Annotated in this window: 11 protein-coding genes and 1 riboswitch; of the genes, 3 read left to right on the plus strand and 8 right to left on the minus strand. The window is 65.1% G+C overall.

Features of this window, described 5'->3' with window-relative positions; translation table 11 throughout:
- Window positions 1–98: 98 nt before the first annotated feature.
- A complete protein-coding gene (locus tag N551_RS0106670) occupies window positions 99–692 on the plus strand; it encodes a cytochrome c (RefSeq protein ID WP_027566285.1) in 594 nt (197 codons plus the stop codon).
- Window positions 693–704: 12 nt separating this feature from the next.
- On the opposite strand, the gene panE is transcribed toward N551_RS0106670, so the two are convergent.
- The 4 genes from panE to N551_RS0106690 all read right to left on the minus strand — a co-directional run bounded on the left by panE (window position 705) and on the right by N551_RS0106690 (window position 4,473).
- On the minus strand, window positions 705–1,628 hold the full coding sequence (gene panE / locus N551_RS0106675; RefSeq protein ID WP_027566286.1) for a 2-dehydropantoate 2-reductase: 924 nt from the start codon (window positions 1,626–1,628) through the stop codon (window positions 705–707).
- Window positions 1,629–1,736: 108 nt separating this feature from the next.
- The gene (locus tag N551_RS0106680; RefSeq protein ID WP_035961073.1) at window positions 1,737–2,351 is read right to left on the minus strand and encodes a 2-hydroxychromene-2-carboxylate isomerase; all 615 of its coding nucleotides are present in this window, start codon (window positions 2,349–2,351) and stop codon (window positions 1,737–1,739) included.
- 86 nt (window positions 2,352–2,437) lie between these two features.
- Complete coding sequence (locus N551_RS0106685; protein ID WP_027566288.1) at window positions 2,438–3,787, minus strand: MATE family efflux transporter; 1,350 nt, start codon at window positions 3,785–3,787, stop codon at window positions 2,438–2,440.
- A gap of 89 nt (window positions 3,788–3,876) precedes the next feature.
- A complete protein-coding gene (locus N551_RS0106690; RefSeq protein WP_027566289.1) occupies window positions 3,877–4,473 on the minus strand; it encodes a DUF2239 family protein in 597 nt (198 codons plus the stop codon).
- Window positions 4,474–4,624: 151 nt separating this feature from the next.
- Between N551_RS0106690 and N551_RS0106695 the strand changes: the two genes are divergently transcribed.
- A complete protein-coding gene (locus N551_RS0106695; protein ID WP_027566290.1) occupies window positions 4,625–5,290 on the plus strand; it encodes a glutathione S-transferase family protein in 666 nt (221 codons plus the stop codon).
- Between the two features lie 10 nt (window positions 5,291–5,300).
- Here N551_RS0106695 and N551_RS0106700 read toward each other — a convergent pair whose 3' ends face one another.
- Both N551_RS0106700 and ggt read right to left on the minus strand, forming a co-directional pair.
- Window positions 5,301–6,596: an MFS transporter gene (locus tag N551_RS0106700; protein ID WP_027566291.1), complete on the minus strand. Its 1,296-nt coding sequence runs from the start codon at window positions 6,594–6,596 to the stop codon at window positions 5,301–5,303.
- A gap of 111 nt (window positions 6,597–6,707) precedes the next feature.
- Window positions 6,708–8,459 carry a gamma-glutamyltransferase gene (gene ggt, locus N551_RS0106705; protein WP_027566292.1) on the minus strand — a complete coding sequence of 584 codons (1,752 nt, stop codon included), beginning with the start codon at window positions 8,457–8,459 and terminating at the stop codon, window positions 6,708–6,710.
- Window positions 8,460–8,557: 98 nt separating this feature from the next.
- Between ggt and N551_RS0106710 the strand changes: the two genes are divergently transcribed.
- On the plus strand, window positions 8,558–9,943 hold the full coding sequence (locus tag N551_RS0106710) for an MFS transporter (protein ID WP_027566293.1): 1,386 nt from the start codon (window positions 8,558–8,560) through the stop codon (window positions 9,941–9,943).
- A 139-nt stretch (window positions 9,944–10,082) separates the two neighbouring features.
- On the opposite strand, the gene purH is transcribed toward N551_RS0106710, so the two are convergent.
- Together purH and N551_RS0106720 are read right to left on the minus strand one after the other, a co-directional pair.
- Window positions 10,083–11,675 carry a bifunctional phosphoribosylaminoimidazolecarboxamide formyltransferase/IMP cyclohydrolase gene (purH, locus tag N551_RS0106715; protein ID WP_027566294.1) on the minus strand — a complete coding sequence of 531 codons (1,593 nt, stop codon included), beginning with the start codon at window positions 11,673–11,675 and terminating at the stop codon, window positions 10,083–10,085.
- A 25-nt stretch (window positions 11,676–11,700) separates the two neighbouring features.
- A riboswitch (ZMP/ZTP riboswitch) is annotated at window positions 11,701–11,782 on the minus strand.
- Between the two features lie 59 nt (window positions 11,783–11,841).
- Window positions 11,842–13,560, minus strand: coding sequence for a heparinase II/III family protein (locus N551_RS0106720; RefSeq protein ID WP_027566295.1), 1,719 nt, complete (start codon window positions 13,558–13,560; stop codon window positions 11,842–11,844).
- Between the last annotated feature and the right edge of the window lie 100 nt (window positions 13,561–13,660).

Genomic DNA, 13,660 nt, shown 5'->3' on the forward strand with positions numbered 1-13,660 from the left:
GAAGTCCGGAACCCATAGTGACGAACGGGGGTTATCGAACTCCGGGCACGCGCTTCGCCGCCCCGGAATGAGCGTTCGACAGATCGGAAATTCCAATCATGCGCCGGCAGTTCATCTCGCACGCAATCAGCGCGGTTGCGCTCCTCGCACTCGGCTCTCTCCCCGCAAGCGCCGCCGACAATGCCGCGATCAAGGAGAAGGCCGCCGTCTGCGCCGGCTGTCACGGCGAGAACGGAATCTCGCAGACCGAGAACATTCCCTCGCTCGCCGGCCAGCCCGATCAATACCTGCAATGGCAGCTGGTGTTCTTTCGCGCCGGCTCGCGCAAGAACGATCAGATGCAGCCGATCGCCGAGGAGACCACCAACGAGGACGTCCGCAATCTGGGCGCCTATTTCGCCGCGCTGACGCCGCCGACTGCGGCGGAAGACAAGGATCCGGACCTGTCGAAAAAGGGCGCGCAAGTTGCCGTCGGCCGCCGCTGCGCCTCATGTCATACGGATAATTTTGCCGGCACCAAGGCCGTCGCGCGGCTCGCGGGCCAGCGCGAGGAATACCTGGTCAAGGCGCTGCACGACTACAAGAGCAGCCAGCGCGTCGGCGGTGGAGGCGCTGCGATGGCCGATGTCGCCTATCACATGAGTGATGAGGAAATCACCGCGGTCTCGCACTATCTCGCGTACTTCAAATAGCGGAAGGTGCGCCTACCCCGCCCGCTGCTTCTCATACGCCTTCAAATGCGTGTAGGCGATGCGCAGCTTCGGGACCGGCACCTTGGCGGCGTCAGCGCGCGCGATGAGGTCGCCGATGACGTGATCGGCCTCGACCGGCAGACCCGCCTTGACGTCGCGAAACATCGAGGCCGTCATCGGTGAACCCTCGGTGGTGAGGTTGCCCTTCACGCGCTCGAAGAACGGCCCGCCCGGCGTGTAGCCAGACGCGGCGGCGATCGCGCTGGTCTCGTCCAGCATGCCGAGCAGGAAATCCCTGCCACCGGGAGCGGCGAGGATGTTGCCGACAGAGGTGCGCATCAGGCTGGTGGACGCCGCCAGCGAGGAGAGGAACACCCACTTCTCCCACATGTCCTGCATGATGTTCTGGCTGGCCGTGGCACCATTGATGCCGTTCTTGAAGGCCTCGTCGATCGCCTTGACCCGATCCGACAGCTTGCCATCGCGCTCGCCGTAATTGATCGACTGCATCGGCTGGAGCTGCACCACCTCGCGCTTCTCGTCGAGCGTTGCGGCGATGGCGCAGAGGCCACCGAGCACGCGCTCCTTGCCGAACTTGTCGTCGAGGATGTCGAGATGCTTCATGCCGTTGAGCATCGGGATGATCGCGGTATTCGGCCCGACTGCTGCCGCGAACGACTTGATGGCGTCGTCGAGGTCAAAGGCCTTGCAGCTGAGCAGCACGACGTCGAACTTGTCCTTGAGCGCGTCGGCCTGAACGGTCGGCGGATTTTTCAAGGTCACGTCGCCGTTCGGGCTCTTGATGACGAGGCCGGCGCTCGCGAGCTCGCTGGCGCGCCGCGGCCGAACCAGGAAGGTGACGTCGCGGCCGGCCTGCAACAGCCTGCCACCAAAATAGCCGCCGATGGCGCCAGCGCCGACCACGAGGATACGCATGGGATCGTCCTTATTGTTTCTTGCCGTCGTCGTTGTTTCTTGCCGTCGTCCTGGCTTTCGCCAGGACGACATCGGAGATGATGGCTCGATCTGTCCATCCTACGAAAATCACTTCCCCGACACCATCTCCTCGACCTCGCGCAACTGCTCCTTGCCGAAGAACATCTCGTCGCCGACGAAGAAGGTCGGCGAGCCGAACGCGCCGCGCGCGACGGCGTCCTCGGTGTTCTTGATCAGTCTGCCCTTCACCTCGGGTTCCCCGGCGCGGGTGAACAGCTTTTGCGCGTCGAGGCCGGAGGACGCCAGCGCCTTCGCCGCGATTTCCGGATCGTCCATCTTCTTCGGCTCGCGCCACATGTGATGGAAGGCGGCCTCGACGTATGTTTCGAACACGCCTTCGAGCTGCGCCGCGATTGCCGCGCGCATCAGGTTCAGTGTGTTGACCGGGAAGAACGGATTCCAGACATAGGGCTGCACCTTGAAGCGCTTGACGAAGCGCTCGGTCTCGACCGCCTGGAATTCCCGCTTGTTCTTGACGCCGGCAAGCGTCTCGGCCGGCGACTTGTTGTTGGTCGACTTGAAGATGCCGCCGAGCAGGATCGGCACGTACTCGAATTTGACGCCGATGCGCTGCTCGATCGCCGGAATCGCGAGATGACTGAGATAGGCGTTCGGGCTGCCGAAATCGAACAGGAATTGCGGGGCTGTGCGGGTCAAAATCATTCTCCCTGACATCGCTTTTTCGCATTGTGGCGTAGCGCGGCCCGTGGGTCCACCTTTTAATGACGGTCATAATCTCTTGATGTTCGTCAGAACAGACGCCGGATCGTCCGCTTGCGCCACACCAGAAGGTAATAGCCCATCTGCAACAGGAACATGGCGCAGAATACGATCGGATAGGCGGCCCACACACCCTCAAGGCCGATCGTGCGGCTCAGGATCACCGCGGACGGTAGTTCGATTGCTCCGATGGCGAAGATCGCGAGCAGCATCGGCGTCAGTGCCACGCCGGCAGCGCGCATCGCGCCGGAAAACACCGTCGCCAGGCCGAACGGCACCGAGCTCCACAGCGCGATGTTGAGCAAGCCCTTCGCCAGATCGAGCACGGTGTCGTCAGTGATGAAGATGCCCAGCACGGCGCGCGGCGCGAGATAGATCAGCGCCACCAGCCCGCCCGTCAGGACGATGTTGAACGCCAGTCCGGTGCGCACGATGCCGTCGAGCCCCGCTCTGTCGCCGCGGCCGACCGCTTGGGCACCGAGTATCGAGACCGCGATTGAAATCGACATCGCCGTGAACTGCGTGTAGCCCATCACCTGGTTGACCGCGCCATAGGCTGCGGTTGCGTTCGAGCCGAAGCCGTTGACGAGGCCGAGCAGCACCAGCTCGGCGATCGCCATCACCACCATACCGATCGCGCTCGGCAGTCCAATGCCGAGGATCTGTCCCAGCACCACACGATTGAGCCGCAGATGGCGCAGCAGTGCAGCGTCCGGTGCCAACGCATGTTTTCTTCGCAGCAGATAGGCCGCCAGCGCGATCAGCGTCAGAACGTTGGCGATCGCCGCGGCCCAGGCCGGGCTGGTGATGCCGGCCGCCGGCAATCCGAACGACCCGCGGATCAGAATCGGCGTCAGGATCAAGCCGATCGCAGTCGACAAGGCCAGCGCCAGCAGCGGCGTAAGCGCGTCGCCGACGCCGCGGATCATCGCCGTCGTCAGCAAGAAGACGAAGCCGAGCGGCATGGTGAGCAGCATGACGCGGGCATAGGCGCTGGCCTGGTCGAGAATGTCCGGGGGCGTTGCGAGCATCGTCATCAATTGGCGGCTGAAGATCCCGCCGATCAGTGCAATTGCAATCGAGAGCAGCAGGCCGATCGCGAGCGTCGTGCCCACGATGAGCTTGATCCGGCCCTGCTCGCCCGCACCATAGGCCTGGCCGATCAGCACCGTGGCGCCGGTGCTCAGCCCCATGACGAAGGCGAACAGGAAGAACATCACCGGAAAGAACACCGAGACCGATGCGAGCGCGTCGATCCCGATCATCTGGCCGAGATAGACGTTACTGACGGTGCCAAACAGCGATTGCAGCGCGTTGCTCAGCATCAACGGTGCGAGGAAGCGCAGAAAACTTTTCCAGAGCGGCTTGGCGGCGGACATGGATTGGCCTTTCATCAGGGCGTGCGAAACTGTCGCCACGCGAAGTGCGCGTGGCCTGGCCGTCGATGGGGTTGGGAGAAGGCGCGCGCCTAAGCGCGATCACTATAGGCGAGCTTGACGATGTGGTCGCGGATGTCGGCGGGCCAATCTGCGATCAGTCCGGTGAAACGCCGCCGGTCATCCGCAAACAACGCGCGCGATGCCTCCTCGAACTGCGGCAGATTGCCGGCCATGGTCGACATGAAGTGATAGGCCGCATCGCGCGCCTGCCGCTCGCGGTCCTTGGCGCCGCTGGCGCGCCGCGCCTCTTCGACGAGTTTCCGCAGCGCGACCGAAGCGCCGCCTGGCTGCGCGCTGAGCCACTCCCAGTGCCGCGGCAGCAGCGTCACCTCGCGCGCGACCACGCCGAGCTTCGGCCGGCCGCGGCCGCGCGGTTCGCTCGGCGATGGGGTCTCCTCGACCGGGGGCGGGACAAGCTTCGCCAACCGCGCCAGCACCTCGCGATCTCCGCCGCGCAGATCGAAGTCGATCGACCGGCCTGTAGCGTCCTCGAAGATGACGATGGGCTCGTCCGGCCGCTCCGCCATCCGCTTGATGACCAGCGCGACCTCTCCGGCTGGCCCGGAGACCAGACGGCGATGCCCTTGGAAAGCGGTGAAAGTCTTCTGCATTGGAATCATTGCCATATTGGTCACGGTGGCGACTTTAATATCCGGGTGAATTACAAAGGTCAATATACCCGGGTGAAAATATCCGACCGGATGGCTCGACATTGTGTTCCCGGGCTGGCACGAACGCGCGGCCGATCGACCATGCCTAGCCCCGGGGACCATGCGAATGCTGACCGTTCATCACCTCAACAATTCCCGCTCGCAGCGCGTGCTGTGGCTGCTCGAGGAGTTGGGCGTGCCCTACGAGATCGTGCGCTATCAGCGCCAGCCGGACATGCGCGCGCCGAAGGAGCTCCGCGCCATCCATCCGCTCGGCAAGTCGCCCGTTATCACCGACAACGGCAACACTATCGCCGAGTCAGGCGCGATCATCGAATATCTCATCGCCACCTACGGCAACGGCCGGCTGGTCCCGCCGCCGAACACGCCGGAACGGCTGCGCTTCACCTATTGGCTGCACTATGCGGAAGGCTCGGCGATGCAGCCGCTGCTGCTCAAGCTGCTGTTCACCCTGATGCCGAAGCGCGCGCCGGCGTTGCTCCGCCCGCTGGTGCGCAAGGTTTCGAACCAGGCGCTCACAGCATTGGTCAATCCGCAGCTCAAGCAGCACATGGACTATTGGGAAGGCGAGCTTGCGAAGAGCGAGTGGTTCGCCGGCAACGAGTTCACCGCCGCCGACATCCAGATGAGCTTTCCGCTCGAAGCAGCCCAGGCGCGCGGCGGGCTCGAGCTCGGCCATCCCAAGGCGATGGCGTTCCTGGAGCGCATTCATGCGCGGCCAGCATACAGCCGCGCCCTCGAAAAGGGCGGGCCGTATCAGGTCGGACGATAGCTAGCCTGCATCAGTCCGCGTGCAGCACGCGCCCGCGCGTCTCCGGCAGCGCGAAGGCGGCGATGAAGAACAGCGCGTAAGCCACCACCGCGAACATCGCGATCGCATTCGCAAGCGACGTCGTCGCCGACAACGCTCCGACCAGGAACGGAAACAGCGCGCCGATGCCGCGGCCGAAATTGTAGCAGAACCCCTGGCCAGAGCCGCGCAGTCGCGTTGGATAAAGCTCGGTCAGGAACGCGCCGACGCCGGAGAAATAGCCCGAGGCGAAAAAGCCGAGCGGGAAGCCGAGCACCCACAGGATTTCGTTGGTGAGCGGCAGCTGCGTGTAAAGCAGCACAACCGCGATCGCGCCGATCGAGAAGGTCAGAAAGAGATTGCGTCGTCCGATCCGGTCGGCGAGCCAGGCGCCGGTGAGATAGCCGATGAAGGAGCCGATGATCAGCGTCGAGAGATAGCCGGTCGAGCCGACGATCGACAGATGCCGCTCCTTGGTCAAAAACTGCGGTACCCAGAAGGTGACGGCGTAGTAGCCGCCCTGGCAGCCCGTCGCCATCAGCGACGCCAGGATCGTGGTCTTCAGGATCGGGCCCGAGAAAATTTCCCAGAGCGCCGGACGATTGCCGCTCGCGGCCTGCTTGGCGCGGGCCTCAGCCGCGATCTCCGGCTCGGTCACGGAGCGGCGGATGTAGAACACCAGCAGCGCCGGCAGCGCGCCGATCACGAACATCCAGCGCCACGCTGTCTCCGCCGGCAAAGCCGAGAACAGGATCGCCTGCGACAGCACTGCAAGGCCCCAGCCGACCGCCCAGCCCGATTGCACCGAGCCGACCGCACGCCCGCGATATTGCGGCCGGATCGCTTCACCCATCAGCACGGCGCCCGCCGCCCACTCTCCGCCGAAGCCGAGGCCCAGCACCGCGCGTGCGATCAGGAGCTGTTCGAAATTCTGCACGACCGCGCAGACCAGCGAGAACAACGAGAACCAGATGATGGTGATCTGGAGCGTTCTGACCCGGCCGATATGGTCGGAGAGATAGCCGCCGAGCCAGCCGCCGATGGCGGAGGCCAGCAGCGTCACGGTGCCGGCGAGCCCGGCCGATCCCGCATCGACCTTCCACAGCGCGATGATGGTGCCGATCACCAGCGGATAGATCATGAAGTCCATGCCGTCGAGCGCCCAGCCTGCGGCGCAGGCCCAGAACGTCCGCCGCTCCGGCGCGTTCATGTCGCGGTAGAAGGCAAGAAGGCTGGTGTCCTCGATCTCGGCGCGTTCGATGCGCTGGTTCGGATCAACTGTGGTCATGTGCGTTTCCCGACAGTGTTTTCTTTCGTAGTTTCTTTGGCCTCGCGGTGGTAGCACGCGCGGCGGCGCGCGCAAGCCGGCCACCGGCCTTCGCGCCATGCAAGGACAGAGTTACTGCCCCGCTGCTTCCGCACCTCGGCTACGCGGATCAGGCGCGCCGAGCGGACCATTGGCGGTCACCGCGATCGAATTCGCCGATGTCTGCCCCATCGGCGCGACGATGAGATGATCCATCGCCTTCAGCTCGAGCAGCACATGATCGGGGAAGCCGCCCTCGACCCGGACCTCGTCGGGCAACCATTGGTGATGCAGCCGCGGTGCGGCCACGGCAGCCGCGACGTCCATTTTGTAATCGAGGACGTTGACGATCACCTGGAGCACGGTCGAGATGATCCGGCTGCCGCCCGGCGAGCCCGTCACCAGAACCGGCTTGCCGTCCTTCAGGACGATGGTCGGCGACATCGAGGACAGCGGCCGCTTGCCCGGCCCGGGCAAATTGGCCTCGAAGCCGACAAGGCCATAGGCATTGGAAGCGCCGACCGCCGCTGTGAAATCGTCAAGCTCGTTGTTGAGCAGCACGCCGGTGCCGTCGGCGACGAGGCCGACGCCGTAGCTGAAGTTCAGCGTATAGGTGTTGCTGACGGCGTTGCCGCTGCCGTCGACGACGGAAAAATGCGTGGTGTTGCTGCCCTCATGCGGTGAGGTCGCGGTGGAAACGAGCTGTTTCGACGGCGTGGCGCGATCGGCGGAGATGGTTGCCCGCAGCTTCGCGGCGTAGTCTTTGGCGGTGAGCGTCCCGATCGGCGCGTTGACGAAGGCGGGATCGCCGAGATAGCGCGCCCGGTCCGCATAAGCGCGCTTCATGGCCTCGATCAGCAGATGCAGCGAGGCCGGCGACCCCTGCTTCAGATCAGCGAGCTGAAAACCTTCGAGAATATTGAGCGTCTCCACCAGCACCACGCCGCCCGACGACGGCAACGGCATCGACACGATGTCATAGCCGCGATAAGTGCCGCGCACCGGTGCGCGGATGACCGCCTGATAGGATTTCAAATCGGCCGGCGTCATGATGCCGCCCGCGTCAGTCACGGCCTTGGCGAGTTTTTCCGCGACCGGCCCCTCATAGAAACCGCGCGGGCCCTGTGCGGCGACGGCCGACAGCGTTTCGGCGAGATCGCTCTGCACCAGCCTGTCGCCTTCGCCGAGCGGCGTGCCATCGGGCCGCGAGAAGATCCTGGCCGAGGAGGGCCAACGCACCAGCCGCTTGTGCCAGCCCGGCAGCGTGTCGGCAATGTCGTCGCCGACGAGGAAGCCATCGCGGGCGAGCCCGATCGCGGGCTCGAGCAGTTGCGCCAGCGTGAACCGGCCCGAGCCATATTTTTCCAGGGCCAGCGCAAGACCCGCGACGGTGCCGGGCACGCCGACGCCGAGCGCGGAATCCCGCGACTTCGCCGCATCGGGCTTGCCGTCGGCGCCGAGGAAAATCTGCGGCGTGGTCGCAGCCGGCGCGGTCTCGCGATAATCGATCGTGATGTCTTCGTTGCGCTCGCTCGAATGAATCACCATGAAGCCGCCGCCGCCGATATTGCCGGCGCGCGGATAGGTCACGGCCATCGCAAAGCCGGTCGCGACCGCGGCATCGACGGCGTTGCCGCCGCGCCGCAGGATGTCGGCGCCGACCTGCGCGGAGATTTTCTCCTGCGCCACCACCATGCCGTGTTCGGCGGGAACGGCATGCACCGTGCCGAGCGCGGGCGGCACATAGGCCCGCCGCGCATCCTGCGCAGTCGCGGCCGGAAGTCCGAACGCCAGAGTGGCAAGGAAGGCGAAAAATGTCCGCCGTGTCGAGAAAGACGACATCATCAAACTTCCGCAATGGCCATGGGCAGTTCACATGCAGCGCGGCAATCTATACGGTTTGCCCCGACAGAGGCAAAACTGTTCGTGATGAGGATTATGGAGTGACGACGATCGCCCCGGATGCGCGCATCGCCGGCGCGCAGCGGACCTATCCGCCGCGCGGCGCCGTGGTCAGCTGGATCTTCTTCGACTGGGCCGCGCAGCCTTATTTCACCCTGATCACGACCTTCGTGTTCGCGCCCTATTTCGCCACCGGCATTGCGCCGAATCCCGCCACCGGGCAATCGCTGTGGGGCTTTGCGATGGCTGCCGCGGGCCTCGCGATCGCGCTGATGTCGCCGGTGTTGGGGGCTATCGCCGATGCTTCGGGCCGCAGGAAGCCATGGATCGCCGGATTCGGTGCAGTGCTGGTGCTGGCATCCTGCACGCTGTGGATCGGCAAGCCCGGCGATCCCTCGATCATTCCGCCACTGCTCACCGCGGTCGCGCTCGCCAGCGTCGGCGCGGAATTCGCCACTCTCTTCAACAATGCGATGATGCCGACGCTGGTGCCGCCGGAGCGGATCGGCCGGCTCTCCGGCACCGGCTGGGCGACGGGTTATGTCGGCGGCATCGTCAGCCTGGTCATCGTGCTCGGCCTGCTCGCAGCCAATCCCGAGACCGGCCGCACGCTGCTCGGTCTCACGCCTCTGTTCGGGCTTGATCCCGTCAGCCATCAGGGCGACCGCGCCGCCGGACCGTTGACCGGGCTTTGGTTCATCATTTTCGTGACGCCGATGTTCCTGTTCACACCCGACTATCCGGCGAAGCGCCCGGTGCGCGAGGCGCTGCACGAAGGCCTGTCGGAGCTGAAGCAATCGATCAAGGGGCTGCCGCAGCAGAAATCGCTTGCCGCGTTTCTGCTCGCCAACATGATCTACACCGACGGTCTGGTGTCGCTGTTTGCCTTCGGCGGCATCTATGCGGCTGGCACGTTCGGCTGGCACACGATCCAGATCGGCACGTTCGGGATCATGCTCGCGATCGCCGGCGCGTTTGGCGCCTGGTTTGGCGGCAAGCTGGACGATCGCTTCGGGCCGAAGCGCGTGATCGCCGGCAGCATGCTGATCCTGCTGCTGGCGCTGGCGGCGATCCTGCTGGTCGACAAGGATTCGATCTTCTTCATCAAGGTCGCGCCGCCCGCGCCCGGCGGTGCATTGTTCGCCGCTGCGGCTGAGCGCGCTTATCTGGTGCTGGGCTGCTTGATCGGTGCAGCCGGCGGCCCGCTGCAAGCCGCCTCACGCACGCTCCTGGTCCGTCTCGCACCGAAGGACCGCATCGCGCAGTATTTCGGTCTGTTCGCACTGACGGGAAAAGTGACGTCCTTCATCGGCCCGCTGCTGATCGGCGTAATCACCGCGGTGACGGCGAGCCAGAAGGCCGGCATGGCCGTTCTGGTGGTGTTCTTCGTCGCGGGGTTGGCGCTATTGATGCGGGTGCGGGAGTAGCCACGCTACCGCGATTCATTCCCGTCATTGCGAGGAGCGAAGCGACGAAGCAATCCAGGTTTTCTCCGCGGAAAGATTCTGGATTGCTTCGCTGCGCTCGCAATGACGAATTCGATCGAATGGCCCGTATGCCAATCCATCAGTGCCTGAAATGCCGCGTGCCCGTGAACACCATGGCGATGCCGTGCTCGTCGGCGGCCTTGATGACCTCGTCGTCGCGCATGGAGCCGCCGGGCTGCACCACGGCGGTGGCGCCGGCCTCGATGCAGGCGAGCATGCCGTCGGCGAACGGGAAGAACGCATCCGACGCCACCACCGAGCCCTTGGTGAGCGGTTCGGCGAGCTTCAGCTCGGCGGCCGCATCCTGAGCCTTGCGTGCCGCGATCCGCGCTGAATCGACCCGGCTCATCTGGCCGGCGCCGATGCCGACGGTGGCGAGATCCTTGGCGTAGATGATGGTGTTGGACTTGACGTGTTTTGCGACACGGAAAGCAAACTTCAGGTCGCGCATCTCGGCATCAGTGGGCGCGCGCTCCGTGACAACCTTGAAGGTCATGTCGTCGACCACGGCGTTGTCGCGGCTCTGCACGAGGAGACCGCCCGCCACCGTCTTGGCGGTGAGGCCCGGCGCGCGCGGGTCGGGCAGGCTGCCGGCGAGCAGCAGGCGCAGGTTCTTGCGCGCACCGATGATGGCGATCGCCTCCTCGCTTGCGTCAGGTGCGATGATCACCTCGGTGAAGATTTTCGTGATCTCGCGCGCGGTGTCGGCATCGAGCGCGCGGTTCATCGCGATGATGCCGCCGAACGCCGAGGTGGAATCGCAGGCCAGCGCCTTGCGATAGGCACTGACCAGGTCGGAGCCCTCCGCGACGCCGCAGGGATTGGCATGCTTGACGATGACGCAGGCCGCGGTGCGCTTGGCGTCGAACTCGCCGATGCATTCATAGGCGGCATCGGTGTCGTTGATGTTGTTGTAGGAGAGCTCCTTGCCCTGGAGCTGCCGCGCGGTGGAGACGCCCGGCCGCTTGTCGGGGGTCGCATAGAACGCCGCGGTCTGGTGCGGATTCTCGCCATAGCGCAGCGACTGGATCAGCCGGCCGCCGAAGGCGCGGAAATCGGGCGCGTCGATTTCGAGCTGGCGGTTGAACCAGTTCGAGATCGCGGCGTCATAGGCGGCAGTGCGCGCGTAAGCCTTGGCGGCAAGGCGCCGCCGCAACTTCAGCGTGGTCGCACCTTTGTTGGCGGCGAGCTCGTCGAGCACGGCCTGATAGTCCTGCGCCTCGACCACGACGGCGACGTCGTCATGATTCTTCGCCGCGGCGCGGATCATCGCGGGGCCGCCGATATCGATGTTCTCGATGCAATCCTCGAAGCCCGCGCCTTTGTCGACGGTCGCCTCGAACGGATAGAGATTGACGACGAGGAGATCGATCGGCGCGATGCCATGCGCCGTCATCGCGTCCGCATGGTCCTTGTTGTCGCGGATCGCGAGCAGGCCGCCATGCACCTTCGGATGCAGCGTCTTGACCCGGCCATCCATCATTTCCGGGAAGCCGGTCAGTTCGGAGACGTCCTTCACCTTGAGGCCGGCCGCGGCGATCGCCTTCGCGGTGCCGCCGGTCGAGACCAGCTCGACATCGTGCGCGGCAAGCGCCTTCGCGAATTCGATCAGGCCAGTCTTGTCGGAAACGGAGAGAAGGGCGCGGGTGACGCGGCGGGGATGGTCAGTCATGAGCAAGATCCTCTGTCTGAAGGAGTGTCTATGCCCAGGCGCGCGGCTTCTCAGTCTCGCGCTTCCCGATGGTGCTCCATCCAAGGTCGCCAGTCGCGCGAGCGAGGGCTCGATAGCAGTTTTCGGTCGCTTTCACAACGTTCAGATCGGGCCGAATCACATGCGTCTACAGCGGAAGTTCCGGCTCCCGCCGCGCATTTCTGCGGGCATTCGTGATCGCCGGCGAGGCGGTGGAGCGGACAAAACTCCAGCGGATCGAGGGCGCCTGCCGCGCATCCTGACGGATCACGATCTGCGCGGTGCGGCGCGGGCCGTCATTGCCGGCCAGGGATACGCTGTCCTCCAGCTCGACCTTGTCGTCGAGCGCCTCGAAGGTCCAGACGTCGCGGTTCGGCAGCACCAGCATGACGCCGCGGGCGTCGGACAGCCGGCTCGCCTTCACCGCCGGGTGCAGATGGAATCGCAGCGCGAAATCGGCATCCGGACCCTTGAAGCGTCCGCCTTGCGGCGGCGACAGCGTGTCCTCGCCGTCGATGCGTGCGCCGTCATCGGCGATCATCAGCACGCGGCGGTGGATCGCGCCAAATTTTGTGAGGTAGCCGTCATGCGACGTCGTGAGCAGCGTGCCATTCTGCACGATTTCGCGATAGCTCTCGACCTCGACGGGGCCGCTGGTGACCGGAGCACCGTGCAGCAGCCGCTTCATCGCCGACATCTCCACGAACTGGCATGACGAGGTGTCGTGATAGGTCAGCGTCGAATGCGCCGCCGTGCCGCGTGCGAACGGCCGCCAATTGTCGCGGCCCGTGGTCGGCATGCCGCAATTGGTGACGATGCGGCTGATCCCGGAGGACAGTTCGAACGACAGGCAGCCGGCATGGGCGTCATGGCTGACGCCGGCCGCCGGCGGCGGGCCGGTGTCGATGATCAGCGTGGTCTGGCCGGCATCGAGGCGCTGGAAACCGGTATGCGGCATGTTCGACATCGGCGCGCCGTGGGTGTCGTCATAGGCAAGCAGCGTCGCGAGCAGGTCCGAGGGCGTCGCGCTCATGCCGTTGAACAGCGCGAAATTGCCGTCGCCGTGGCGGAAGAAGCGGAGCATCGGCATCATGCGATCGATCGCATTGAGCAGCGCGGGCGGCGGCGCGATGTTGCGCGCGGCAAAGGTCTGCCGCAGCGGCAACAGGTCGATCAACAGCTCGATCAGCGCGCCCGGGTTGCGCGAGACATGCCCGCCGTCGGGCAGGATCTGCCGCTGCAATTCATCCGAGAGCTTTTTCGAGGTGCTGCGGATGTGACTTGCCTGGTTGGCGAGGCACAGCGCCGCATAGCACAGCGCGATCAGCACCTGGAGCTTCGGCACTCCGTCGGGAATGTTGACCATGGTGTAGCGCAGCAAGCGGATCTCGCGTGCCAGCGCGCGCAGATAGCGACGATAGAATTTGTTATCGGTATCGTTGAGCACCAGCGGCGCCTGCGACAGCAGGGAGATCACGCGTCGCGCCAGCACGTCGGCGCGTCGCGCGACGGGACGGCGCTTGCTGGCGGGGTTGCCGATCCAGTCCTCGATCAGCGAGCGCGCATTCGCGCGCGTCAGCGCGGTGTCGGCGGCGCGCAAATGGCGCAGCCAGCCGAAGCCGAGCAGCGCAACCTCCCAATCCTCCGACGGCGGCTCGAGATCGAAGATCGAGCGGCCGTGGCAATTGACGATCTTGCCGGCGAAGACGAAGCGGCCGGCATAGATCTCGGCGGCGCGGGTCGCATCCGCGGTGCGCAGATCATGCGGCGCGATGATCAACCGGTCGGCGCGGCCGGGCCAGACCCGCGACAGGGCGACGGAACCGCCGCTCGCGCGCGCGAGCATGTTCCGCGCGAAGCGGTTCATCACCAGCGTCGAGATACGTCTGCGTTGAGCGACCGACACGCCTTGCCTTGATGGGGGAGAGGATTCCGACGAATCCTTATTAATCCCAAAATCGGACGGC

The organism is Bradyrhizobium sp. URHA0013 (assembly GCF_000518345.1).
Lineage (GTDB): Bacteria > Pseudomonadota > Alphaproteobacteria > Rhizobiales > Xanthobacteraceae > Bradyrhizobium.

Coding starts and splice junctions, on each gene's coding strand:
- N551_RS0106670 (WP_027566285.1), top strand. CDS start 99: ATGCGCCGGCAGTTCATCTCGCACGCAATCAGCGCGGTTGCGCTCCTC.
- N551_RS0106680 (WP_035961073.1), bottom strand. CDS start 2,351: ATGATTTTGACCCGCACAGCCCCGCAATTCCTGTTCGATTTCGGCAGC.
- ggt (WP_027566292.1), bottom strand. CDS start 8,459: ATGATGTCGTCTTTCTCGACACGGCGGACATTTTTCGCCTTCCTTGCC.
- N551_RS0106720 (WP_027566295.1), bottom strand. CDS start 13,560: ATGAACCGCTTCGCGCGGAACATGCTCGCGCGCGCGAGCGGCGGTTCC.
- N551_RS0106690 (WP_027566289.1), bottom strand. CDS start 4,473: ATGGCAATGATTCCAATGCAGAAGACTTTCACCGCTTTCCAAGGGCAT.
- N551_RS0106695 (WP_027566290.1), top strand. CDS start 4,625: ATGCTGACCGTTCATCACCTCAACAATTCCCGCTCGCAGCGCGTGCTG.
- N551_RS0106700 (WP_027566291.1), bottom strand. CDS start 6,596: ATGACCACAGTTGATCCGAACCAGCGCATCGAACGCGCCGAGATCGAG.
- N551_RS0106685 (WP_027566288.1), bottom strand. CDS start 3,787: ATGTCCGCCGCCAAGCCGCTCTGGAAAAGTTTTCTGCGCTTCCTCGCA.
- panE (WP_027566286.1), bottom strand. CDS start 1,628: ATGCGTATCCTCGTGGTCGGCGCTGGCGCCATCGGCGGCTATTTTGGT.
- purH (WP_027566294.1), bottom strand. CDS start 11,675: ATGACTGACCATCCCCGCCGCGTCACCCGCGCCCTTCTCTCCGTTTCC.